Below are 25,408 nucleotides of genomic sequence, written 5' to 3' on the forward strand. Positions count from 1 at the left end.
AAAACGTCCTCTATTTTATACTGGCTATCAGATTTCCGATAAGAAGATTCCAACCGTCGATAAGGACAAAGACCAGTATCTTAAACGGCAATGATATCATTACCGGCGGAAGCATCATCATACCCATCGACATAAGGATGGAAGCAACTACCATATCGATGATCAAAAACGGCAGAAATATCAAAAAGCCGATCTCAAACGCTGTTTTTAACTCGCTTATGACAAATGCCGGGATAACGACAGAAAGAGGTACTTCTTCAATACTTTTAGGATTTTGCAGATGACGTATACGGACAAAAAGCGCCAAATCCTTCTCTCTTGTATTTCTGATCATAAAGTTTTTAAAAGGCTGAGCCGTTTTAGTAAAAGCTTCCTCATACCCTATCTTCTTTTCGAGATATGGTTTTATACCGTTATCATAAGCTTTTTGACCCACAGGCTCCATTACAAATATTGTAAGGATAAGTGCCAGCATGACCATCAGCTGAGTCGGAGGAACCTGCTGTGTTCCAAGTGCCTGGCGTAAAAATCCAAAGACTATGACAAACCTTGTAAATGTCGTCATGACCAAAACGATACTCGGAGCTAAGAAAAGCAGCGTCAATGCTACTAAAACATTTAATGAGCTGACAAGCTGCTGCGGAGTATCCGGAGCGGATAATGAAAGATTTACCGTCGGTATGGTCACGCTTTCAGCATATATTGAAGATGCGAAAAAAAATAGTATCAGTAGGGCTCTTATCATTTAGACGCAGCTGCCTTATCCAATATATTTTTCTTCATACCGCTCTCTTTTGATGATTTTTTTCCGTAAAAACTTATCTCGACGCGTCTGTTTTTTTCACGTCCTTCTGCGGTTGCATTTGTCGCTACAGGACTAAACTCCGCATAACCGGCAGCACTGATACGGTTTGGTTTGACACCGTCATCTACCAGTTCTTTAAGTACAGAGATTGCACGAGCTGATGAGAGTTCCCAGTTATCTTTATAGGGTGAATTTTTCCCAGGCGCTGTATTATCGGTATGCCCTTTTACCATGATATCCATCTCATTTGGAAGCTCTTCGATGATCAATGCGATACGTTTCAAGAAAAGCAGAGCATCTTCATTATCTATTTTGGCACTGCCCTCTTTAAATAGAAGTGCAGACGGAAGGTTGATAACAAAGCCCTCTTCCGCTTCTTCGACTGAGATAGTAGGACCGTGACCCTTTTCCATCATCTCATTTGCATCTATGACAGCTTGATTTATTCTATTTACTCTTTGACTCGATTCATTTTGGGCTTCGATCGGAGTCGATTCCTGGATACGCAGCTTCGAGATCTCGGTCTTTGTACCTCCTTCAAGAACACTCATCGCACCCGAAAGTGAACCGATAGCTTCAGAAACCTTTTTTGCATCCATACTGGACATAGAAAGCAAAAGGACGAAGAAACACAGAAGAAGACTCATAAGATCCCCGAATGCTGCAAGCCAGGCAGGCATACATTCAGGACAGTCAGGACACTTTTTTTTAGCCATTAGTCAAACTGGCTTTCACGATGTGATGGAGGCAGATAACTAAGAAGTTTCCCCTCTAATGTTCTAGGGTTGTCACCCGCTTGGATCGACATAATACCCTCTACGATGATCTGCATTACCAGCATCTCATCGTCATTACGGATATTTAAGATATTGGATATAGGGCCTCCGAAGATATTTCCTATCATCGCACCGTACATCGTTGTCAGTAAGGCTACGGCCATAGACGGTCCGATCGCTGATGGATCAGCCATATTTAAAAGCATCGCAACAAGTCCGATAAGCGTACCGATCATCCCCATCGCACCTGCCAGACCAGACCAGTTACTAAAGATTGACGAGTTACTTTTATGACGTGTATTTGTCTGATCCATCTCTATCTCTAAGAGGTCGCGTATAGTGTCAGGTTCATTCCCGTCGACTGCCATAGAAAGTCCCTTTTTTAAGAACTCGTTCTCTTCATTATTTGCAGCTGTTTCAAGTGCAAGTATACCGTCTCTACGGGCTTGAGTAGCATATTCAACAAGTTTTTTTATAAGCCCTGGGACGTCTTGCTGCGGAGGTTTCACAGCGATCATAAAGATCTTGACGAAGTTTTTCATCTGTTCCATTTTAAATGAAATCAAAAGGGAAGCTATCGAACCACCTATAACGATTAAGACAGATGGAATATCGATATAAGCACCTATACCGACACCCATGGCCATAGCGCCAAAAAGAAGCGCCAAGACTAAGACTAAACCTATGACCGTACCTAAATCCATCCACTCACCTTAATAAGTATGAAAACAACTATAAATCTTAAAACAAGTTTATTATGTCCGACTACTTAATATATATATTTTTGGCTTATGATACCACAACTTTTATTAGCGGATACATTAATCAACCATTTTTTAAGTATAATTTTGAAAATTTATAAATAAAACACGACCTAAACGGATATAAAAAGCCATGAATGCAACTATATACAAAAATCCGACGAAAACTGCTTATATACTGATCATATTTTTAGCACTCTTTAGTACGATCTACAATGGTTTTTTACCTCTGCACGGTGATGAAGCATATTACTGGGTCTGGAGTAAACATCTTCAAGCAGGATACTACGATCATCCGCCAATGATAGCTTTTTTGATCTATCTGACGAACTTCATCTCACAGAGTGAATGGGGAGTTAGGCTTGTCAACGTACTCAGCATGAGTGTCGCAGCTATCTATATCTTTAAACTGACAAAAGTTATATCCGATGAAAAAACTGCATTAAACGCCGTTATCATCTTCTCTTCGGTCATATTGACACATGCCGGCTATATCATTACCACTCCGGATTCTCCTCTGATCCTTTTTTGGAGTATCTCTTTATACTATACCTATCGTGCTCTGTTTATCGGAGAGAAAAAAGATTTTATCTTAACAGGTCTGTTTTTAGGGCTTTTAATGCTCAGCAAATATACTGCGATCCTTTATATCTCAGGTGTTGTAATATTTATGCTTTTAAAAAGACGTGATCTGTTTTTAAACCCCTATATGTACCTTGCCGTGATCATTGCTTCAGTAGTCGTCTCACCTATGCTTATATGGAACTACCAGCATGACTGGATCAGCTTCACATTTCAGCTGCATCACGGATCTACCTCTTCATACGAGATATATCCTCATCTCTTTTTCGATTTTTTCGGCGGGCAGTTCGGTATATTTTCCCCTGTTTTTGCAGCTATCCTGTTTTTCTTTTTAATAAAAGACAAATTGTATTTTAAAGATGACAAACTATTTTTTATTTCTCTTAGCATTGTCGTGACACTGCTCTTTTTTATGTACAAAAGTCTATACACAAGAATGGCACTGAACTACTCTGCTCCTGCTTACATTGGAGCCGCTGTACTTTTAGCCGTCATAGTCTCAAAATATGAACTGAAAAAGACATTTAAAGCAGGACTTATCGTAGCTTTGATCTTTACCATTTTGGGCAGGATCGCATTTCTATTTTTTCTTCCTTATGTCCAAGAAAGGATGTACGGAAACAAAGAAGCCGTACAGCTCTTGGCAACGCATGCTAAAGAGGGTGACAGCTTTTACGGAGACCATCTGACGATGGCTGCATATTTGACATACTATCTGCCAAATCATCCCGATGCCGACTTGGCACTTCCGTCACGATACAGTCAATATGATATGTGGAGAAAGAAAGATTATCTAAAAGATGGACTTGTCTTAACAAGAGAGTCTGAAGATGTAAGGCTAAAACAGGTATATAAAGATGTCAAAGAGGTAGATACTCTTACCGTGAAAAGTGGTGTAAACTCTACAAAAACATTTCATATCTACCGTGTTAAAGAGCATTATTAATATTATTTCGATAAAATATCGCCTATTTTAAATTTTGGTTATTGATGAAAAATGTTTTAAAGCTACTTATTACTATCGCTATTTTCTACTATCTATTTCAATATATAGATTTCTATGCCCTTATAGCAGTCCTTGCAAAGAGCCATGGCGGCGACATTCTTATAGCTCTTATCTTCCAGCTTGGAAGCACATATCTTGCTGCTTACAGATGGAGAGCTATCAGTAAACTGCTTGTATTTAACGAACCTCTATCATTTTATGTCAACAGTTATTTTAAAGGCAGTTTTTTCAACCAGGTCCTGCCTAGCAGTATAGGCGGCGATGCAGTCCGTGTTTTAGACCTTACATCTCACGGGTATGATAAAAAAGAAGCATTTTACGGAGTCTTTGTAGACAGAGTCGTCGGTCTTGTCGGGCTTTTGGTGCTCAACCTGTTTTCGACGATCATTTTTTTCGGAACATTTGAAGACAGTTTCTCATACCTTATCATCTTTATCTCATTATCGGGAATACTAGGTTTTGCACTGCTGTTTTTTCTTAACAAGATACATTTTTTACAAAACTATACATTTTTAAACCTCTTTTACAGACTTGCAAACAGACTAAACTCTTTATACAAAGACAAGATCATCTTGTTAAAACATATCGGCATCTCTGTAGCCGTGCATCTTCTTACTGTTATGGCAATATTTGCCATAGCTTTAAGCATAGATGTCAAGCTTGATTTTCAGATCTTTCTTATTGCCATTCCTCCAGTGTTTCTACTTATGATAGTCCCGCTGTCACTTGCAGGATGGGGTATACGCGAGGGTGCCATGGTCGGGATACTCATGCTTGTGTATGAGGATAAGACAAAGATACTCGCGATATCGATCCTTTACGGATTGCTGCTGATCATCAGCGCGCTGCCGGGTTCATACTTTTGGATCAAAGGTATCTCTAAAAAAAACAAACAAATAGGATAGACAATGAATGTTGATATGATGAGAAAAATAGATTATTACGTCGGTGTTCCACTGACGTTTATCGGAACGATCATAGATAAGACGATGAAACTTTTCAGCTCAAACAAAAGAGTAAAACCTACAAACGTACTGCTCATCGAGCTTTCTGAGATGGGAAGTGCTATCATCGTCGATCCTGCTATGAGAAAGCTCAAAGCGAATATCGACGGTGAACTTTACTTTGTTATCTTCAGTAAAAACAAAGTAAGTCTCGATCTTTTAGGCACTGTTAAAAGTGAGAATGTCTACACTCTTGATGAGAGCAATATGGTCTCACTCATCGTCAGTGCATTTAAATTCATATTCTGGTGTAGAGAAAAGAAGATCGATTCGACTATAGACCTTGAACTTTTCTCAAGAGTCACTGCACTTTTATCATTTGTAAGCGGTGCTAAAAATCGTGTCGGATTTCACAGTTTTCACAACGAAGGGCTTTACCGCGGTGACTTTTTAAACAAAAAAGTAGCATATAACCCGCATCAGCACATAGCAAAAAGCTTTGTCGCACTGGTAGACGCTCTTTTAAGCGAAAAAGATGAGATCCCTTTTACAAAGCGCATCATCCCTGATGAAGAGATTCAAATAGCAAAAGCCGTGATCGATGAGACTGACCAAAGAGAAGTTTTAGAGACGATCTCTGAGAGATACGAAGGGTTTGATAAAGATGTAAACCCTGTCATCCTTGTCAACTCAAATGCTTCAGACCTGCTTCCTCAGCGTAGATGGGACAGAGCAAACTACTGTGAAGTGATCAAAAAGATCCTTGCATATAATGACAAAGCGATCATTCTTCTTACAGGAGCTCCGGCAGAATCTGAAGGCGCACAGCTTCTGGCTGACTGTGTGGATGACAAAAGATGTATCAACTTTGCCGGCGGAGTGAAGTTTTTACAGCTCCCTACTCTGTACTCAGTAAGTGCATTTATGCTGACAAACGACTCGGGACCGGCTCACTTTGCGTCGATAACAGATATGCATACGTTTGTCATCTTCGGACCTGAGACTCCTGCACTTTACGGCTCACTCGGACCGACGACGCCGATCTTTGCAGGTATGGCATGTAGTCCTTGTGTAAGTGCGGCAAATCATAGAAAAACGCCTTGTACGGACAACCAATGTATCCAAGTCATCACACCGGACTGGGTATTTAACACTCTCAAATTCAAACTTGATGAACTTACTAAGTAAAGAGCATTATCCGCTTTTAATCTTCATCACCTCAGTAGCCTTTATCAGGCTGCTTTTATCCGTTCATGTCGGACTTGGCGTCGATGAAGCCCATTATGTGCTTTACGGACTAAATCTCGATCTCAGCTACTTTGACCATCCGCCTCTTGTTGGCTGGACAGAAGCATTTTTTACATCACTGTTCGGTGTAAACGAGTTTGCCGCAAGGATCGGTGCTGTCCTTATCGGCTTTTTTACATCTTTATTTGTATATAGACTTATTTACGAAATAAGCAAAGATACAAAGACCGCTTTTTTTGCCGTTTTGGCACTGCATGCATCGTTTTTGTTTAACGCTTTGTTTATCATGCTTCTGCCCGATACGTTTTTATTTCTGTTTATCATTCCTATCATATTTACCGTTATAAAGATCGAAAAGACGAATGCTCTTTCAGCTTGGGTACTGCTGGGTGTATTGCTCGGTCTTAGCGGACTGGCAAAATATACCGCTGTTTTGTTTATCGTTCCTATAGTCATGTATGTCCTCTTTAAAAAACGCTGGGATATGGTCTTCAATCTAAAGATGCTCCCCGCCGTCATTATCGCACTTCTTTTAATATCTCCCGTGATCTACTGGAATATCCAACATGACTGGATAAGTTTTACCTACCAAAGCGAGCATGTCGTCGGTGCAAGTCACATCAACTGGAACGGTTTTTTAAGCTCAATGGGTGCACAGTTCGGTGCATACAATCCGTTTCTTTTCCCCGTAGCCTTTTACGGTCTTTACAAAGCTTTAAGGGCTAAAGATGACACGATCTTCCTCTCGGGACTGTTTGGTATCGTACTTATCTCTTTTTTCACTTATGCATCGCTGTACAAACCTGCCCTGCCTCACTGGAGTGCACTTTTTTATCTGCTTTTTATCCCTATAGGAAGCTACTACCTGCTTGAGATGGCAAAAGGATATAAAAAGTACATTCAAGCAGCAGTATGGTTTGGACTTATCGTATCTGCCTTAGCCTATATAGAACTTGGATTTAAGATCATTCCACTGCCGGATTATCAATCGCTTCACCGCGATATTTACGGCTGGGACAAGATCCTAAAAGAGGCGAACAGCTTTGTAAAAGACGAGGAGAAAGATGCCATTGCCGTGACAAACTGGACACTGGCATCTCGTGCCATCTTTTACAACAGCGCTTATAAGAGTAAAGTCTATCTAATTGACGACAGATATGATCAGTTCGATATCTGGCAAAAAGGCTCGCCTATCGGAAAAGACCTGATAGTGATCGATACCCATTTTTTCCATAAAGATATTGAAAAATATATGAAGTGTGACAGCATACTAGAGGACAAAAGTTTTGATATCATGCTTAATAACCATAAAGTAAACACTATAAATCTGTTTACATGTAAGAACTACCAAGGACTCAAATGATATTTTCTAAAAAACAGTACTTTTTAGCGATCTCACTTACCGTTTTATTTATTATTTTCTCTTACCTTTACCTCGATAAAAATGTAGCCAGATACTTCTTGGCACATGCATCTACCTACGACTCCCTAGGAGATTTTATCAGTACATTCGGTGAATCAAACTGGTATATCGGCAGTGCGGTCTTAGGATTTCTTTTTTTCAAATTTGTTAAAAAGCATGAACTGTTTAAACAGAGATTTCTCTTTTTACTCTATATAAACCTCTTCTCAGGTCTGCTGAGCATCATCCTAAAAAACATCTTCGGAAGAATACGTCCATGGGGGCTTAGAAACGGCGGTGACGAGTATGGCTTTTTACTGTTTCAGAACTTTGATATGGGATTTATCGAAAAGATGAAATACCACTTTACGACGCTTGTCGATGCACCGACGACATATACCTCTTTTCCATCTGGTCATACGACTACCATATTTGCCGTATTTACCTATCTTTGTATATTATTCCCTAAATACATCTATTTGTGGCTAAGCGTAGCTGTAGTCTTTGCTAGCGGAAGACTGATGGACAGTGACCACTTTTTAAGTGATATCACTGCCGGAGCGATGCTTGGTACTCTTTCTACACTCTTTTTGTATTCCAAACTAAAGGAAAAGATCAAATGAAATTTTTAAAAAGAACCGGGATTTTTTTATTTGTCGTAGCACTGCTGTACGGCATCGGCAGACTCGTCGTCGTCACTTATGACAGTTACATGTTTGTAGATAGACAGCCTTACCTTCAGATGCAGACACAAAACTCCATCACCGTGAAATGGCAGACACCTGAGTATGAGATAGGAAGTGTGGATTACGCGAACGGCTTACATGTAAGCGAAAAAGAGGCTCAAAAATACCACGAAGTGACTCTTACCGGACTAAAACCTGACAGCTGTTATGACTATAAGGTCAATTCTACATCGTTAAAGATAGACAATACGAACAGAAGGTTTTGTACTTTAAACACGAAAAAAGATCTTGAAAGGGTATGGGTAGTCGGAGATACAGGCGAAAACTCTACTAATCAGAAAAATGTCTACAACTCTATGCTCTCTTATGTAGACAACAACCTCTCTAAAATAGACCTATGGGTACTTTTAGGCGATAATGCTTACAAAAGCGGTACTCAAAAACAGTACAACAAACAGCTTTTTAACTCCTACAAGGAACTTGTGAAACAAAAAGATGTATGGGCGGTCATTGGAAATCACGATGCAAGACGCTGGGCTTTTTATCATATATTTGATTTTCCTACAAAAGGCGAGTCCGGCGGAATACCTAGCGGAAGTGAAAAATACTACTCCGTCGATGAAGCGAACTTTCACCTTGTGATGCTTGACAGCGAAACAGAAGACAGAAGTGCTAACGGAGATATGGCAAATTGGCTTAAAAAAGATCTGGCGAAAAACACGAAACCTTGGACGATCGTAGTCTTTCACCATCCTCCATACTCTGACGGTTCGCATCACTCTGACAACCCTCATGACAGCGGCGGGCGTATGAAAGAGATGAGAGAGAACTTTATACCTATATTTGACAAGTACGATGTCGATCTTGTTATGAGCGGGCACTCTCATGTTTATGAAAGAAGCCGTCTTTTAGTAAACCATACAGGTGACAGCAAGACATTTGATCCTGCCCTGCATGTAAAAGAGGACAGCCTTACGACCTACACCAAACCTTTAGCTAAAACACCCAACAGCGGAACGGTATATATCGTCGACGGTTCAGGTTCAAAAGCGGATAGCGGAGATTTTAAACTTCCTGAATTGCCGTTAGGATACTCGATATCGGGTTCAGTCATCTTAGAGATCACACCGACGACACTTTCTGAGAAGTTTTTAACCGATGAGGGCAAGATACAAGACAGTTTTACAATAACAAAAAAATAGAGTTATGCGAGCGGGTGATACTGCCTGACGGTATCTTGAAGATTTTGTTTTTGGACGTGCGTATAGATCTGAGTCGTCAGCAAAGAAGCATGTCCGAGCAGCTCTTGAACGACTCTTAGATCCGCTCCGCCGATAATGAGCGAAGTCGCATAAGAGTGTCTTAAAACATGCGGAGAGACACCGAGATACTTCTGTGTTATCTTATATGCAGATATTCGGCTAAGGGGTTTACCCTGATAGTTTAACCAGATATCATCTTTTTCAAAAGGGCTCTCGTAAACATACTCGTTCATCGCTTTTAAAGCGATATCGGCAATGGGGATTATCCGCTCTTTATCTCCCTTCCCGTGCCTTACATGTAACCATTCACCTTCGATATCTTCACGTCTGAGAGCCAACGCTTCACTTATCCTCGTACCGCTTGCATATAAAAAAAGTATAAGTGCATAGTCACGCATCCCTATCCATGACGATCTGTCGATAAGAGAGAGAGCATTTTTGACATCATTAAAAGATAGAAATTTTGGAAGTGTCTTGGGTATCTTAGAGAGTTTAAAGTGGTTTTTCTCATCTGCAAACTGACTCTTGTAGCAAAAGTCGAAAAAAGCGTTTACAGAGGAGAGTTTGCGGTTTAACGTACGCTTGTTTGAATACTCTGTTAAGAGATTTAAAACTTCGTTCGAATCAAGCTTTATAAGAGGTTTTTTTAAAGCATCCTCAATATGCAACAGATCGTTTTTATAAGCTTCTATGCTTCTTTTACTTAATGCTTTTGTAACAGTGATGTACTCTATAAAAGCTTCTAGTTCATTTGACATTATTTTATATAGAAAAACTCATCATCCACGTAAAATGCTTTATCTCCGACATAGATATAGCTGTCTTTGCTGATACTCACGTCATACAGATCATAAGATGCCAGATCTTTACTCAAAGAGATGATATAGCCTTCTTTCTCTAAAAGATAGACTCTTTCATCTGTCACTATCATCCCCAAAAAGTGTGCAAAAGGAAACTTTATCTTCGACTTCACTTGAAGGGAAGGCGTCAGATTGACCACTTCACCCTGCTTTGTAGCGATATATATACCGTCTTTGTCATACTTCATATTACGTATCTCGTACGGCTCGCGTATCTCTTTGTTTGCAAGAGACAGAAGTTTATAACCCGTTGCCGCTACAAGGTTGTCGTCGACAACACTAAAAGAGGTTATGTTGTTAAAGTTCTCGGCACTGCTTACGATGATCGACCTAAGGACTTTTTTCTCTTTAGAATTGACGATCACGATCTTTCCGTCAAGTGTCAAAAAGAGGACAAGGTCATCTAGAAAGTATGGGTTTACTATCTTCGCGTTAACCGCTAAAGGGGCATTTCCCTGAGAATGAAATATGATCTTTTTACTCTCGATAGAGTAGATCGCAAGCTCATTACTTGCGAAGACTACAGCCAAGAGATCGTCTTTTACACTAGCAGCAGCTACTGTTTTTTTAAGCTCGAAAAGATCTCTTACCGAGTTATCGTCTCTTGATATAAGCGTCAGGTTACCGTCTATCTCCGAAGTGATTATCCATTTATCGCTTATCCCTATCAATCTCTCATTCTCGACTGAGATATGCGGATTGATAACGCTGTCTTTTACAAGAACGCTTCCGTCTTCTAAAAGCGCACCGTTTGATGTGACATCTATGATCGACTCGTTCAAGTCATCTTCATTTTCCCATGAACCGATAGTGTCTTTTGTAGGTTTAAAAACTTGTTTTGTACTACACCCGCTAAAGACCAGTAATGCGGCTATAGTTATAAGATAAAAAAATGCTTTCACGTCTTACTTTACACCATAATGCATCAACGACTTTGCAACTGCGTATACAGGCGATTGTGACGAAACTAAAGCAAGCTTTCTATGTGCTTGATCGATCTTGTTTTCCTGCATAAGCAACACAGCACTTTCAATCGCTGCAAGATCTCTGTATATAGCATCTTCATTGTTTGTATAACTGTTAAGATCATTTAGTTTTTTCTCTGATGATGCGACCTGATACGATGCAAGATCAGATACTGCCAAAGCTTTTGAAGATTTCAGCTCTTTTAGTTTATTGATATCACCCTTTTCGATCGCAACCGAAAGCATATAAAGGTCATAAAGTTTAGGATTTTTATCTTTTAAGACAGCTAAAGCTTCCTGATTATCGGCATTTTTCTGCAGACTCATAAGTGCAGAGTTTGAAGCCTCTGCTTCACTGTTTTTCGTATATTCATAAATAGCGTTAGCACCGACTACGACCACTGCTATTACGACCAGACCTATCAGTTTTGTTTTATATTTTTTTACAAAACGTTCAGTTTTTACAGCATTTTCAAAAAATTTTTCTTCAGCGTTCAGTTCATCTTTTACCATAGATATATTATCTTTTAAACTCAAAAACTATCTCCGTATATTTAAATTGTCAACAATGATAGCAAATAGATTGTTAAAGTTTTGTGAAATAGATTTTTTTTGTTACAATCTACTATAAAAATATAAAACTATAAACTAGGGGAATTTAATGCAAGTCGATAATGCACTTTTAACACGCTTGGAGAAGCTGTCATATCTAAAAGTATCTGATGATAAGAGAGAGGAGATCATATCTCAACTTTCAGAAATAGTATCGTTTGTCGACAACTTAAACGAGCTAAATACAGATAATGTCGACGACAAGTTTTCTATGACGGATCAAGCAACATTTACGCGTGAAGATGTAGAAAATTGTGATCGCAGTATAAATGACGACATACTAAAACATGCACCGGACTCTCAAGATCATTTCTTCATAGTTCCAAAGATCATAGAGTAAAAAATATGATTATTGTAAACGGTATTAAAAATTGCGATAGCGTTAAAAAAGCGCTCAAATTTCTAAAAGAGAACAATATAGAGCACTCTTTTAGAGATTTTAAGGCTGACCCGGCAAACTGCGACGAGATCAAGAAGTGGCTAAAAGGTTCAGATATCGGCAAACTTTTCAATACCAGAGGTACAACATATAGAAAATTAAACTTAAAAGAGCTAAACTTAGATGAGAATGGTAAAGTTGACTGGCTTTGTAAGGAAAATCTTCTTATTAAAAGGCCTGTGATACAATATCCAAACGGTATAATAGTCGGATACGATAAAGAGATTTATGAAATGGAGTTTCTATGAGTCAAGAAGTTCAAAAACTAGACATAAAAAAACTTTTAAAAAGTGTTGTTGCCTATAAGGCTTCCGATCTACACCTTGTTGCGAATTCTGAGCCTCAAATACGTAGGGATGGAAGGCTTGTAGCTCTTAACCTGCCTGTTTTAGACGGAGATATGATCACGGAGATGGCATATGCCCTGCTCTCTGAAAAGCAAAAGAAAGACTTTGAAGAGTTTAATGAGCTTGACTTTGCGATCATGATTCCGGATGTCGGACGTTTTCGTTCCAACTACTATAGAACGATGGGTGACATCGCTTGTGCCTTTCGTATAATCCCGACGGATATCCCTTCACTTGACGACTTGAATGCTAAAAAGATCTTTAAAGAACTGGTAAAACGCGAAAAAGGTCTTATCTTAGTAACAGGTCCTACTGGTAGCGGTAAATCGACTACTCTTGCAGCGATGCTCAATGAGATCAACGAAACTGAGAAAAAACACGTTATCACTGTCGAAGATCCGGTCGAGTTCGTCCATAAGAACAAAAAATGTCTCTTCTCACAAAGAAATGTCGGAACCGATACAAACGGTTTCCATACGGCGCTCAAATACGCACTTCGTCAAGATCCTGACGTTATTCTGATCGGGGAGATGCGTGATAAAGAGACTATCGGTGCTGCGCTAACTGCGGCAGAAACAGGTCACTTGGTCTTTGGAACACTGCACACCAACTCTGCTCCACAGACTATCAACCGTATTATCGACGTTTTCGGTGGAGATGAACAGCCGCAGATCCGTGCACAGCTCTCGACTTCACTGATCGCCGTCATATCCCAAGCGCTTATTCCTCGTATCGGTGGCGGCCGTATTGCAGCGCAAGAGCTTCTAGTCGTTAATCCTGCAATCGCGAACCTTATCCGTGAAGATAAAGTTCACCAGCTTTACTCTCAAATGCAGCTAAACCAACAGGGAACGAATATGACTACGCAGACTCAGGAGATCATAGATTTCCTAAGAAAGAAAATCATCTCCAAAGAGAATGCTATCGGATTCTCAAATCGTCCTGAAGAGCTCATAAAAATGATAGACGGACTGTAATAAAAAAAGTCTTACACGAAGTACCGGGCTGCTGGAAGTAGCTTAGGGTACTTATTCCCCCAAGCAAAAAAATTATGAAGAAGAAGCTCTTACTTTTGAGCTTCTTTTAGTGTGTCTGCGATTAAAAATGCAAGTTCAAGAGCTTGATCTGCATTTAAACGCGGGTCACAATGCGTATGATAACGAGAACTTAGATCCTCTTCAGTCACCACAAATGAACCGCCTATACATTCAGTTACGTTCTTTCCTGTCATCTCTAAGTGTACACCGCCTGCGAATGTTCCCTCAGCTTTATGTACTTGGAAGAACTGTTTCATCTCTGTCAAGATAGAATCGACAGGACGAGTTTTAAAGTTATTAGATGATTTGATAGTGTTACCGTGCATAGGATCACAGCTCCAAACTACTTTCATACCCTCACGTTCGATTGCACGGATAAGTTTCGGCATACCCTCACCTACTTTATCAGCACCCATTCTAACGATGATGTTTAAACGTCCTGCTTCATTTTCAGGGTTCAGTGCTTCAACAAGTCTTACAAGATCATCAGGATCCATTGACGGTCCCGCTTTAACACCGATAGGGTTTTTGATCCCCTTCATATACTCTATATGTGCACCGTCAAGCTGACGTGTTCTGTCGCCTATCCAAAGCATATGCGCAGATGTATCGTACCAGTCACCCGTAAGAGAGTCTTGTCTTGTAAATGCTTCTTCATACGGAAGTAAAAGAGCTTCGTGAGAAGTATAGAAATCTGTCTCTCTTAAAGTTCTGTATGTACTTGATGTAATACCGCACGCTTCCATAAACTTTAATGATCTACCGATATCTTCCGCCAGCTCTTCATATTTTCTACTCATCTCACCCTGTTGAGCAAAATCCAAAGTCCATTTATGAACTTGATGAAGATCAGCCAATCCGCCTGAAGCAAATGCACGTAACAGGTTAAGTGTTGCAGCCGACTGGTTATATGCTTTGATCATTCTCTCAGGATCCGGAACACGAGCCTCTTTTGTAAAGTCGACACCGTTGATGATGTCTCCTCTATATGAGTCAAGAGTAACTCCGTCGATCGTCTCCGTGTCGCTTGAACGAGGTTTTGCAAACTGCCCGCCTAAACGTCCGACTTTAACGACCGGTAATCCGCCTGCATATGTCATAACGACCGACATCTGAAGTATGACTTTAAAAGTATCTCTGATATTTTGTGCATGAAACTCTGAAAAACTCTCTGCACAGTCTCCGCCCTGTAGTAAAAATGCACGGCCGTTTGCGACCTCTGCCAATTGTGCTTTTAATGAACGTGCTTCGCCTGCAAAAACAAGAGGCGGATATCTTTTAAGCTCGTTTAAGACACGATTTAAATGTTCTTGATCTGGATATGTAGGCTGTTGTAAGATCGGCTTTCCTCTCCAGCTTGATGGGCTCCAATTACTCATTTTATAAACCTTATTTACAATAATTTTTTAACTAGAATAGTAACTTTATATAAATACTATTTGATTACAAATTGCGTGATTTTACTAAAAAGTTCCTAAAAGAGCTCTGATTTTAAATTTTAAGGGATACAATTTCCAAAATCAGCCTCTTTAAAAGATATTTTTATACTTAAAAATGTATAATAACATCACTATAAAACATGAAAGTCAAAAAGATGGATAAATCTAATGCAAAAAAATTATTAGAAGAGTTATATAATGATCTCAGTTCTAAGATAGACAGCCAAGAAGGCATCATATCAAAAGATCATCTTCTTGACTTAATGAGATCGACTGTGGATGCCGTTTCAGGCTTGGATTTTGAACTTCCCGATGCTCTTGACAGTTTAAGAAGATCTCTTGATGACGGATTTAAAGATATAGCAAAAGAGAGTATCAAACAGTACGATTCTACAAATAAAAAATTTGAAGAATTAGCATTTAAACATAAGCAGACTATCAATGACTGTAAAGATCCTCTTATTAACTTAGATGATATAACCGATAAGTTTAACGTTATTCAATCACATATGATCGATGAAGTCTTAAAAGCAAATACGCTGATATCCGACCTGACTAAAAAGGTCGAAAAACTTGAGAAGACTTCACAAATAGATCATTTAACAAAAGTTTATAATCGCAAAATGTTATCAGAGCATTTAGCAAACGTCTGTCAGCATCTTCATTTTGCACATGATATACATGTGTTTATGATCGATATTGACGACTTTAAGATCATTAATGATACTTACGGCCATGTCGTCGGAGACAAGGTCCTTATATTCTTGGCAAATATTTTAAGAAAGACACTCCGAGACGGCGATAGAATCTATAGATACGGCGGCGAAGAGTTTGTCGTTATCTTAAACAGGATCAAAAAAACTGAATGTGCAAATGTTGCCAACAGAATCGTATCTTTGATGCAGACAAACAAGCTCATCTATAAAGAGTTAAATATCAATGTGACGGTAAGCCTGGGTGCTACGACTTTGGTAGAGGGAGACACACCTGATTCGCTTATCGCGAGAGCGGACAAAGCACTTTACAAAGCTAAAAAATCTGGAAAAAATAGAATAGCGGTGGATGAAAAAGATGGAAATTAGTTATTTTGATATTATAGTCGGTTCAATAATCTTACTGCTTGGTTTAAAAGGTATCTTAAACGGGTTTTTTAAAGAGCTTTTCGGTCTTATAGGTATTATCGGCGGTGTCTTTGTCGCTTCTCGTGCAGGCGGCAGCGTTGGACAGATGATCAGTGACTCGCTTCTACATATACAAAACCAGACTGCCATCAACTTTACTGGATTTTTGATAACGCTTGCTATCTTCTGGCTTGCGATGGTCGCAATCGGATATGCATTCAAAAAACTCAGCAAACTAAGCGGACTTGGTCCTGTTGATAAGATAATGGGATTTGTCGTAGGTGCAGGAAAATTCTTCTTGATCATCGCAGTTGTTGCTTACGCTATTTATAACATAAAAGTCATCAGAACAAATATGCAAGACACGATGAAAACGAGTATCTTATTCCCTATTTTGGTAGAGACAGGGGGCTTTATTATGAAACTTGATACTACTGAGATATCAAAAGATATAAATGCAACGGTCACGAAAAAACAGGAAGAGATGCAGGCTCAGATAGAAAAAACTATAGCTGAGAACAAGGATCAAGTTCTTCAAAATGTGACAGAACAGATACAAAAGAACGAACAGAACATGAGTGATGAGATAAAAGAAAAGATAAAAGATTCTATGCCAGAAGATATAAAGAACAAGGTCAACTAAGTTATGAACACGACAACAGATTTTACAGAAAGAACTGTAGAGTATGAAAAACTGCTTCACGATTTTAAAGACCTGCTCAAAAAGAACCATCTTAAGTTCACTATTCAGCGTGAAGTCATACTAGAAACGCTTTATAACTCTGATGAGCACCTTTCACCCGAATCTCTTTACAATCTGATTCAGGAAAAGTATCCTAAGTTAAATACGGGAATAGCTACTATCTACCGTACCCTGACACTTTTAGAAGAATCAGATATCGTCACCTCTTTATCGTTTGGTACACAAGGTAAGAAGTATGAACTTGGTGCAAAAGATCACCATGATCATATGATATGTACCGTATGTAGTCATATCACTGAGTTTGTAGATGAAGAGATAGAAAAAAGACAACAGTCCATAACAAAAGAACTTGGATTCAAGATGACAGACCATTCAATGCAGATATACGGTATCTGCAAAAACTGCCAATAACAACTTTATGAAGGAAAGATAATTGCCATTTAGAAATAAATATATTCAACAACGTATCGAAAAAGCAAACCAGCTCAAAGAGCTTGGATACAATCCCTACTCAAACCATTCCGAGAGAAATACGACAATATCTAAGTATATGAATGTCAACTCTGATGTCGAGCATCTGGAAAATAAACGTGATGAAAACCGCAGCTATACACTCAGCGGCCGTATCAAGTTTTTCCGTATTATGGGGAAAGCAAGCTTTCTTAAAATAGAAGATGAAAGCGGGATGCTTCAAGTGTACGTATCACGCGACAATCTTCCTGAGGGCTACTATAACGATGTGTTCAAAAAACTTGTCGAAGTCGGAGACATCATTGAAGTAACAGGCTACCCTTTTGTGACTAATCATGGAGAACTTTCTTTACATGTAAGCGATTTCAGACTGCTAACTAAAGCGATCTCTCCTCTTCCTGAGAAGTTTCACGGTGTTACGGACAAAGAGATCAGATACCGCCAGCGTTATCTTGACCTGATCATGAACAGCGAGATCAGAAAGACTTTCCAGACACGTTCAAAGATCATATCACTTACTCGCAGATTCTTCGAAGACAAAGGCTTCTTAGAGGTCGAAACTCCTATGATGCACCCTATCGCCGGTGGAGCAAATGCAAAACCGTTCGTAACGCATCATAATGCTCTTGGAATCGACAGATATCTTCGTATCGCGCCTGAGCTTTACTTAAAAAGACTGATCGTAGGCGGATTTGAAGCTGTCTTTGAGATCAACCGTAACTTTAGAAACGAAGGGATGGATGCGACGCATAACCCTGAGTTTACTTCTATCGAGTTTTACTGGGCTTATAAGACATATAAAGATCTTATCAAGATCACAAAAGAGTATTTCGAGTATCTTTTCGATCATCTTAACCTTCCTACTATCCTACCTTACGGAGATATCAAAGTAGATTTCGCTGACTTTAGAGAGATACCTCTTATCACGTCATTGTATGAGATCGGCGGAGTACCAAAAGAGATCGTAAACGACAAAGAGAAAATATTAGAGTTCTTAAGAGCAAACAATCTTGAAGCAAAAGAGTCTATGAACCTAGGACAGCTTCAAGGAGAACTGTTTGACGAGTTCGTTGAAGCTAAACTGATCAATCCGACATTTATCACAGAGTATCCTGTAGAGATCTCTCCTCTTGCAAGAAGAAGCGATGAGCATCCTGAGATCACTGAAAGATTTGAGCTTTTCATCGCAGGCCGCGAGATCGCAAATGCGTTCAGCGAGTTAAACGATCCGGTCGATCAGCTTGGCCGTTTTGAAGCGCAGATGAGTGCAAAAGATGCGGGAGACGACGAAGCTCATGAGATGGATGTGGATTTTGTCAATGCACTTAGCTATGGTATGGCTCCGACTGCGGGTCAAGGGATAGGGATCGACAGACTGGTAATGCTTCTTACTAATGAACATTCAATTAGAGATGTGCTACTATTCCCGGCAATGAAACCTATACACAACGAGTTAAAAGAGAGTGATGACTCTCAAGAAGAAGAATAATTTTAATTTAAATCAAAAAAAGGACTGAAAAGATGAGTTTTTTAAAAGAGTTTGATAACGATATATATGAGTTATGTGAAAAAGAGCTAGAGCGTCAGACTGACCACCTAGAGATGATTGCGAGTGAGAACTTCACTCTTCCGGCTGTAATGGAAGCTATGGGTAGTGTCTTTACTAACAAATATGCTGAAGGTTACCCGCAAAAACGTTACTACGGCGGATGTGAGTTTGCCGATGCTGTTGAACAACTGGCGATCGACAGAGCTTGTGAGCTTTTCGGATGTAAATTCGCAAATGTACAACCGCATGCCGGAAGCCAGGCTAACGGTGCGGTTTACGCTGCACTTTTAACTGCCGGAGATAAACTTCTTGGTATGGATCTTAGCCACGGTGGACACCTTACTCACGGTTCAAAAGTAAGTTTTTCAGGAAAGAACTACCAATCTTTTACTTACGGTGTAGAGCTTGACGGCCGTATCAACTATGATCGCGTTATGGATATCGCGAAGATCGTTCAACCGAAGATCATCGTATGTGGTGCTTCCGCTTACGCTCGTGAGATCGACTTCAAAAAATTCCGTGAGATCGCTGATGCTGTAGGAGCGATCCTTTTTGCTGACATCGCACACATCGCAGGTCTTGTCGCAGCGGGTGAACATCCGAGTCCATTCCCTTATGCAGATGTCGTTACAACTACGACACACAAGACTCTTGCAGGTCCAAGAGGCGGTATGATCTTGACAAACGATGAAGAGATAGCTAAAAAAGTAAACTCTGCTATCTTCCCTGCTCTTCAAGGCGGACCGCTTGTACATGTTATCGCTGCAAAAGCGGTAGGTTTCAAACACAACCTTTCACCTGCATGGAAAGAGTACGCTGTTCAAGTAAAGAAAAATGCTTCTATTCTTGCTGATGTACTGATGAAACGCGGATATGACGTAGTAAGCGGCGGAACTGATAACCACCTTGTACTTGTAAGCTTCATAAACAAAGATTTCAGCGGAAAAGATGCTGATGCAGCTCTTGGACGTGCAGGTATCACGGTAAATAAAAACACTGTTCCCGGTGAAACAAGAAGCCCGTTTGTAACTTCAGGTATCCGTATCGGTAGCCCTGCTCTTACTTCACGTGGTATGAAAGATGCTGAGTTTGAACTGATCGCAAACCGTATCGCAGATGTACTTGATGATATCAACAACGAAACTCGTCAAGCAGAGATAAAAGAGGAACTTAAAGCGTTGGCTCAAAACTTTGTTATCTATAACCAACCGACATACTAGATTAAGGATCAAGAGATAATGACTGCGATGGATTTAAAACTTATTAAGATGGTGACATCTCATTACTGGCAAAAAAGTGATAGAGTCGTCGACAAAATAAGTTTTAAAGGCAGGACTTTTTTCAATAAATTTGAAAGAATCGACAAGACATTGACTCAGTCTGTGATCAATCAACATCTAAAAGGTGAGATAACCGTAGCGCATTCACTGGTAAGTGACAGAGGGATAGTCGAAAATATCGTTATCGATTATAACGGCCGCGATCCTGAGAGATTTTACCATAAAGCTCAGCTTCTGCTGCGTGAAGAGGGCTACATAAACTTTACGGCATTTAAGACAAAAAGTGAAGGACACCTGCATGTTTATATACATAAAGGTCATACAACTTTACAAGAAGCTATACAACTTGGTAAAATGATTTCCATGAAACTGGCGGCAAAACAGCCAAAACAGTGGAAAATGTTTCCAAGTGACGATATACCGCCGGAATATAATATACTTACGCTACCATATGACCTTTATGCCAAAGAGCGCGGAGCTTCTTGGTCAAAGCATATGTAAAGTATTTCTTTAGAAAACATGGAAAGTATGTTTTCTAAAAGGAATATACAAAAAAAGGAGCTATTGTGGAAGAAAGAAACGAATTAAACGACATCATCCTAAACAAAGGTAATGATGCAGCAAGTTCAAGTAAGAAGGTCATTCTTGCTGTTGCAATATTGACGATTATTCTAATAGTTGTAGTAATGATTATGAAAAACTCTGGATCTAGCGGCATAGAAAATCTTCCGCAAGCTCAAGAAACGACAAAAACGAACCTGCCTCCTGAGCCTCCTATGCCTCAAGCTGATGAGCAATCAAATAGTTCACTCTTCGAACCGGTAGAGATCGTTAAAGAGGACAAAAAAGATGATGACCTTGATAAGATAGCTAAAAAGCTTAAAGAGGAAAGTCTTACTAAAGATTACAATGAGCCGGAAACGACAATGATGCCGGTCGAATCTAAACCAAAAGTACAAGCGCCTGTAAAAAAAGCTGCTCCTGTCGTCAAAAAAGAGAGTGTTCAAAAAACTACTCCGGTCGCAAGCGGGAAGCAGACATATATTCAAGTCGGTTCTTTTGCAAAATATGAGCCGGATAAAAAGTTCTTAGCATCGATCAAAAAACTTGGATATGACTATACTTATCACAAAATAAATAGAAACGGTAAGACTATAAATAAAGTTTTAGTTGGCCCGTTTACAACTGAATCAGATGCAAGAGCCGCTTTGAAAAAAATACGTAAAAACGTAGAGCCTGGTGCTTTTGTAACAAAGAAATAGATAGAAGTATATATAAGGGTTTTACTTGATTCACCATACGCAATTTACACTTGATCAATTCGCACCGATCGCCGTTTATCACAAGCTCAAAGGGATCTTCTCAGATGAGATAAGTTATCTTTTTGAGAGTGCAGGACAGAGTGAAGGAAACTACAGTTTCATCATGATTGGTGCAAGAGAAAGACTTCAATATAAAGATGATGTCACTATCTACACAAATGCTCTAGGCGAAAAAGAGATAAAAGAGGTATCGCCTTTTGATTTTCTAAAAGAGTACTATAAAAACATAGATACGGCAATATACAAGTCTACATGTAAAGAGTTAAATATAGGCTACGTCGACGGCTTTATAGGCTATATAGGTTACGATATGGTCAAAGTGTTCGAACCAAGACTCAAACGCAGTATGGATAACCTTAAAGATGAACTAAACACACCGGACCTGGATCTTATACTTCCTAAACTTGTCCTTGTATATTCGCATAAAAACAATGTCATATCTCTTGTTTCCGTACTTGATGAGATGAAAGACAGATTTTCCGAACTTGAGACAGCTTTAAAAGGTTCATATCACTACATTCCTATGGAAAACAATATAGGAGATGATCAAGGTTCATTCGCATTTTCAAAAGATGAGTTCTTCTCTATGGTCGACAGATCAAAAGAGATGATAAAAAGCGGTGATGTGTTTCAGATCCTGATGACCAACCGTTTTACGAGAAATATAAAAGTCGATCCGTTTAGCTTTTACCGTGTACTAAGAACAAAGAACCCTTCACCTTATATGTTTTTAATGGACTATGAAGATTTTAACATCGTCGGAAGCTCTCCTGAGGTCATGGTAAGACTGACCGACGGCGAGATCCTTCTTCGTCCGATAGCAGGGACAAGAAAACGCGGTGACACCAAACAAAGGGATAAAGAGCTTGAAAATGAGCTTTTAGAAGATCCTAAAGAACTTGCAGAACATCTTATGCTCATCGACCTCGGACGTAATGACGTAGGGCGTGTTGCAAAGACGGGAAGCGTAAAAGTCGAAGATATGATGCATATTGAGCGTTTCTCTCACGTTATGCATATCGTCTCAGATGTCGTAGCAGAACTTCGCGATGATAAAGATATGTTCGATCTTTTTATGTCGACATTTACCGCAGGGACTATGACAGGTGCACCAAAGATAAGAGCTATGGAACTTATAGCCGAATTTGAAGGACTTAAACGCGGATTTTACAGCGGCAGTATAGGATACTTTGGATTTGACGGTAATATGGATAGCGCGATAACTATCCGTACCGCTATGGTAAAACCTTCAAGCGTTATACTACAGGCAGGAGCGGGCATCGTCGCTGACTCAGTCAATGAGCTTGAGTATCTAGAGGTCACAAATAAACTTGGTGCTCTTATGAGTTCATTAAAAGATCTCGACTAATAATGAAACTTTTTGCTATCTTTGGAGACCCCGTGTCTCATTCACGTTCCCCGCTTATGCACAATTTTCTTTTTAAGACTCTGCGTGAAGACTCTTGCTACACAAGAGTCCACCTGACAGACGGATCAAAACTAAGAGAAACATTTTTCAATCTTGATCTTAGCGGTGCGAATATTACCGTTCCTCATAAAGAAGCGGCATATGAAGCCTGCGATGAGATAAGAGGATTTGCAAAAGCAATAGGTGTCGTAAATACTATTATACTTGAAGACGGCAGGCTCATAGGCTACAACACGGATGCCGACGGTTTTATGGAAGCTGTCAAACCTTTTGGAAAGATACAAAAAGTCCTTATATTAGGTGCCGGTGGGACTGCAAAAGCCTTGGCAAGCAGATTTCTTCAAGATGATGTACATGTAAGTGTGTTAAACAGAAGTGAATCTAGACTCGATTACTTTAAAGAGTTAGGTCTTACATGTAACAGTTGGGACAGTTTTATCTGTGAAGATTATGATCTTGTCGTAAACACTACAAGTGCCGGACTCAAAGATGATGCCTACCCTGCTCCAAAAGAGATGATAGAAGATATCCTTTCTCATACATCATATGCAGCAGATGCCATCTACGGAAAAGTGACGCCGTTTTTACAACTGACGCAGGAAAAAGGTATAACTTATAAAGACGGGGCAGATATGCTTTTATATCAAGGTGTACTGGCAAACCATCTTTTTTGCAATAAAAGATATGACTTAAAAATTACTGCAGAGATCATGCAAAAGAGCTTTGCTATCTAACAAATCTATTAACTCTGGTTAAATAGTAAAATACAACCGATATATTAGATTAACTAAAAAAATGATATTATCAAACATCATACAAAAAAGAAGAAAAGAGCCGGAGGACCATGTTTTTTAGATCTATAATAAATATATTTAAATACAATTTTAACTTGGACTACAAAGCTATTGAGCATGAACAGTTGCTGGCTGCAGGCGAAAAGTTACCGATTATTATTTTCATAAATATATTTATCGGAGCCATTACCATTATGATGATGTGGAGTGATGTCCCGTATAGATATCTGCTTAGTTGGATCGCATTACTGATCAGCTCCCTGCTACTGAGACTGGCATTGTATTTGACATACAAAAGATCGACTGTGGAGACGACACCGGTATGGAACAGATACTTCATTATTACATCATTCTTCTCGGGTATTGTCTGGGGAATGGTCGGACTGCTTATCGAGTTTTATGTTGCAGAAGCACATCAAGGGTTCGAAGTCTTTATTCTCGGTGCAATGGCTGTAGGTTCTATCGTCACGGCTACATATATTAGATGGAACTATCTGGCATTTATGATCCCGATGCTTCTGTTCCCAAGTATTTATTATTTTTTACAAATTGACGTTTACCACCATTTTATGGGTGTTATGATACTTTTTTTTATGGTTGTCCTCAGCATATCTTCCATAAACTTCAGAAATATCCAAGCAGAAAGAGTGATCTCATTCAAAAAGCTCAGTAACTCAGAACAGCGCTTAAAAGAGATAACTTCAAGTATGGGTGAAGGTATTTTGGTAATAGATAAAAACGGTATCTTAGAGTTTATGAATGCAGAAGCGGAACATATACTAGGATGGAATTTTGATGAGATAAAAAACACGGACCTGCACGACCTGATCCACTTACATGCTCATGGAGCGGATAATAGTTGTATAGTAAAAAAAGCCTATCTTCACGGTGAAAAAAACCATTCTGAAGATGATCACTTTAAACGTAAAAACGGTGAGATTTTTCCTATATCATTAACTGCAGCACCGATCAATGACGATCATAAGACATCAGGTGCCGTTATTATTTTCAGAGATATCACAGAACGTAAAGAGATCGAGAAACAGCTTTCTGATCTGGCACTAACGGACAGGTTGACCGGACTGTATAATCGCGGAAGTTTTGACGAGACACTCAGTTATGAGCTTGAACGTGCACAGAGATACAACAGAAGCCTGTCTCTTTTGATGCTTGATCTGGATTATTTTAAAAAGATCAATGACACATACGGGCATCAAGCAGGTGATGACGTTCTTAAAAAGATCGCAAATGTTATAAAACAATCAATACGCGGCAGTGATTATCCAGCCCGTTTCGGCGGAGAAGAGTTCATAATAATTCTTCCTGAGACAGAGAATAGCAAAGCAGTTGAACTAGCCCAAAGGATAAGAAAAACGCTTGAAAACGAACCTATTGCGATATCTGAAAACGAGACTATTCATGTGACTACAAGTATCGGTGTAGTGACAAGCCGTCAGGGAATTACAACTCAGACATTGCTGTATTTAGTCGACAAAGCTCTCTATAAAGCGAAACGAAACGGTCGTAATCAAGTGTCCTTATAAAAAATTTGATGTATACTTCTCATT

Annotated in this window: 26 protein-coding genes; 19 read left to right on the forward strand and 7 right to left on the reverse strand. The window is 39.5% G+C overall.

All coding sequences use genetic code 11. The annotated features are described in order from the left end of the window. Positions 1 to 10 precede the first annotated feature (10 nt). Genes fliP through WCX87_RS06410 form a run of 3 tightly spaced genes read right to left on the reverse strand, consistent with a single transcriptional unit; the run spans position 11 to position 2,285 of the window. The gene (gene fliP / locus WCX87_RS06400) at positions 11 to 745 is read right to left on the reverse strand and encodes a flagellar type III secretion system pore protein FliP (protein ID WP_345978589.1); all 735 of its coding nucleotides are present in this window, start codon (positions 743 to 745) and stop codon (positions 11 to 13) included. Next, the gene (locus tag WCX87_RS06405; protein WP_345978591.1) at positions 742 to 1,521 is read right to left on the reverse strand and encodes a flagellar motor protein MotB; all 780 of its coding nucleotides are present in this window, start codon (positions 1,519 to 1,521) and stop codon (positions 742 to 744) included. The genes fliP and WCX87_RS06405 overlap by 4 nt, the downstream gene beginning before the upstream one ends. Beyond that, positions 1,521 to 2,285: a MotA/TolQ/ExbB proton channel family protein gene (locus WCX87_RS06410; RefSeq protein WP_345978593.1), complete on the reverse strand. Its 765-nt coding sequence runs from the start codon at positions 2,283 to 2,285 to the stop codon at positions 1,521 to 1,523. The genes WCX87_RS06405 and WCX87_RS06410 overlap by 1 nt, the downstream gene beginning before the upstream one ends. Positions 2,286 to 2,475: 190 nt before the next feature. On the opposite strand from WCX87_RS06410, the gene WCX87_RS06415 reads away from it, so the two are divergent. From WCX87_RS06415 to WCX87_RS06440, 6 genes are read left to right on the forward strand one after another with little or no spacing between them, the layout of a single operon-like run. Beyond that, positions 2,476 to 3,870, forward strand: coding sequence for a glycosyltransferase family 39 protein (locus WCX87_RS06415; protein ID WP_345978594.1), 1,395 nt, complete (start codon positions 2,476 to 2,478; stop codon positions 3,868 to 3,870). Between the two features lie 44 nt (positions 3,871 to 3,914). Further along, complete coding sequence (locus WCX87_RS06420) at positions 3,915 to 4,835, forward strand: lysylphosphatidylglycerol synthase transmembrane domain-containing protein (RefSeq protein ID WP_345978595.1); 921 nt, start codon at positions 3,915 to 3,917, stop codon at positions 4,833 to 4,835. 3 nt (positions 4,836 to 4,838) lie between these two features. Further along, entirely contained in the window at positions 4,839 to 6,062 is a 1,224-nt protein-coding gene (locus WCX87_RS06425) for a glycosyltransferase family 9 protein (RefSeq protein ID WP_345978596.1), read from the forward strand. Further along, positions 6,046 to 7,485: a glycosyltransferase family 39 protein gene (locus WCX87_RS06430; RefSeq protein WP_345978597.1), complete on the forward strand. Its 1,440-nt coding sequence runs from the start codon at positions 6,046 to 6,048 to the stop codon at positions 7,483 to 7,485. The genes WCX87_RS06425 and WCX87_RS06430 overlap by 17 nt, the downstream gene beginning before the upstream one ends. Continuing rightward, complete coding sequence (locus tag WCX87_RS06435) at positions 7,482 to 8,147, forward strand: phosphatase PAP2 family protein (protein ID WP_345978599.1); 666 nt, start codon at positions 7,482 to 7,484, stop codon at positions 8,145 to 8,147. The genes WCX87_RS06430 and WCX87_RS06435 overlap by 4 nt, the downstream gene beginning before the upstream one ends. Next, a complete protein-coding gene (locus WCX87_RS06440; protein WP_345978600.1) occupies positions 8,144 to 9,412 on the forward strand; it encodes a metallophosphoesterase in 1,269 nt (422 codons plus the stop codon). Before WCX87_RS06435 ends, WCX87_RS06440 begins: the two co-directional genes overlap by 4 nt. Before the next feature lie 2 nt (positions 9,413 to 9,414). Here the strand turns inward: WCX87_RS06440 and WCX87_RS06445 are convergent, their stop codons facing one another. From WCX87_RS06445 to WCX87_RS06455, 3 genes are read right to left on the reverse strand one after another with little or no spacing between them, the layout of a single operon-like run. Beyond that, positions 9,415 to 10,230, reverse strand: a complete 816-nt coding sequence (locus WCX87_RS06445; RefSeq protein WP_345978602.1) for a tyrosine-type recombinase/integrase — start codon at positions 10,228 to 10,230, stop codon at positions 9,415 to 9,417. Beyond that, on the reverse strand, positions 10,230 to 11,234 hold the full coding sequence (locus tag WCX87_RS06450) for a hypothetical protein (protein ID WP_345978604.1): 1,005 nt from the start codon (positions 11,232 to 11,234) through the stop codon (positions 10,230 to 10,232). Before WCX87_RS06450 ends, WCX87_RS06445 begins: the two co-directional genes overlap by 1 nt. A gap of 3 nt (positions 11,235 to 11,237) precedes the next feature. After that, positions 11,238 to 11,834: a hypothetical protein gene (locus WCX87_RS06455; protein WP_345978606.1), complete on the reverse strand. Its 597-nt coding sequence runs from the start codon at positions 11,832 to 11,834 to the stop codon at positions 11,238 to 11,240. Between the two features lie 124 nt (positions 11,835 to 11,958). Between WCX87_RS06455 and gatC the strand changes: the two genes are divergently transcribed. Genes gatC through WCX87_RS06470 form a run of 3 tightly spaced genes read left to right on the forward strand, consistent with a single transcriptional unit; the run spans position 11,959 to position 13,672 of the window. After that, on the forward strand, positions 11,959 to 12,249 hold the full coding sequence (gatC, locus tag WCX87_RS06460) for an Asp-tRNA(Asn)/Glu-tRNA(Gln) amidotransferase subunit GatC (RefSeq protein ID WP_345978608.1): 291 nt from the start codon (positions 11,959 to 11,961) through the stop codon (positions 12,247 to 12,249). Positions 12,250 to 12,254: 5 nt separating this feature from the next. Then, entirely contained in the window at positions 12,255 to 12,596 is a 342-nt protein-coding gene (locus WCX87_RS06465) for an arsenate reductase family protein (RefSeq protein ID WP_345978612.1), read from the forward strand. Further along, a complete protein-coding gene (locus tag WCX87_RS06470; RefSeq protein WP_345978613.1) occupies positions 12,593 to 13,672 on the forward strand; it encodes a type IV pilus twitching motility protein PilT in 1,080 nt (359 codons plus the stop codon). Before WCX87_RS06465 ends, WCX87_RS06470 begins: the two co-directional genes overlap by 4 nt. 89 nt (positions 13,673 to 13,761) lie before the next feature. On the opposite strand, the gene WCX87_RS06475 is transcribed toward WCX87_RS06470, so the two are convergent. Then, entirely contained in the window at positions 13,762 to 15,111 is a 1,350-nt protein-coding gene (locus tag WCX87_RS06475; protein ID WP_345978615.1) for a 3-deoxy-7-phosphoheptulonate synthase class II, read from the reverse strand. Positions 15,112 to 15,326: 215 nt separating this feature from the next. On the opposite strand from WCX87_RS06475, the gene WCX87_RS06480 reads away from it, so the two are divergent. From WCX87_RS06480 to WCX87_RS06525, 10 genes are all read left to right on the forward strand, one after another. Next, positions 15,327 to 16,253, forward strand: a complete 927-nt coding sequence (locus WCX87_RS06480) for a GGDEF domain-containing protein (protein WP_345978617.1) — start codon at positions 15,327 to 15,329, stop codon at positions 16,251 to 16,253. After that, a complete protein-coding gene (locus WCX87_RS06485) occupies positions 16,243 to 16,935 on the forward strand; it encodes a CvpA family protein (RefSeq protein ID WP_345978619.1) in 693 nt (230 codons plus the stop codon). Before WCX87_RS06480 ends, WCX87_RS06485 begins: the two co-directional genes overlap by 11 nt. 3 nt (positions 16,936 to 16,938) lie before the next feature. After that, positions 16,939 to 17,406 carry a Fur family transcriptional regulator gene (locus tag WCX87_RS06490; RefSeq protein ID WP_345978620.1) on the forward strand — a complete coding sequence of 156 codons (468 nt, stop codon included), beginning with the start codon at positions 16,939 to 16,941 and terminating at the stop codon, positions 17,404 to 17,406. Between the two features lie 22 nt (positions 17,407 to 17,428). After that, a complete protein-coding gene (lysS, locus tag WCX87_RS06495; RefSeq protein ID WP_345978621.1) occupies positions 17,429 to 18,955 on the forward strand; it encodes a lysine--tRNA ligase in 1,527 nt (508 codons plus the stop codon). 32 nt (positions 18,956 to 18,987) lie between these two features. Then, entirely contained in the window at positions 18,988 to 20,235 is a 1,248-nt protein-coding gene (locus WCX87_RS06500; protein ID WP_345978623.1) for a serine hydroxymethyltransferase, read from the forward strand. Positions 20,236 to 20,253: 18 nt separating this feature from the next. Beyond that, on the forward strand, positions 20,254 to 20,796 hold the full coding sequence (locus WCX87_RS06505) for a DUF1882 domain-containing protein (RefSeq protein ID WP_345978624.1): 543 nt from the start codon (positions 20,254 to 20,256) through the stop codon (positions 20,794 to 20,796). Between the two features lie 65 nt (positions 20,797 to 20,861). Next, positions 20,862 to 21,557 (forward strand): SPOR domain-containing protein, encoded by a 696-nt coding sequence (locus WCX87_RS06510; protein WP_345978626.1) that lies wholly within the window; start codon positions 20,862 to 20,864, stop codon positions 21,555 to 21,557. Positions 21,558 to 21,582: 25 nt separating this feature from the next. Next, positions 21,583 to 22,986, forward strand: coding sequence for a chorismate-binding protein (locus tag WCX87_RS06515; RefSeq protein WP_345978628.1), 1,404 nt, complete (start codon positions 21,583 to 21,585; stop codon positions 22,984 to 22,986). 2 nt (positions 22,987 to 22,988) lie between these two features. Beyond that, entirely contained in the window at positions 22,989 to 23,780 is a 792-nt protein-coding gene (locus WCX87_RS06520; protein ID WP_345978629.1) for a shikimate dehydrogenase, read from the forward strand. 155 nt (positions 23,781 to 23,935) lie between these two features. Further along, positions 23,936 to 25,384, forward strand: coding sequence for a diguanylate cyclase (locus WCX87_RS06525; protein WP_345978631.1), 1,449 nt, complete (start codon positions 23,936 to 23,938; stop codon positions 25,382 to 25,384). Positions 25,385 to 25,408: the final 24 nt, after the last annotated feature.

The organism is Sulfurimonas sp. HSL3-2 (assembly GCF_039645965.1).
GTDB classification, from domain to species: domain Bacteria; phylum Campylobacterota; class Campylobacteria; order Campylobacterales; family Sulfurimonadaceae; genus Hydrocurvibacter; species Hydrocurvibacter mobilis.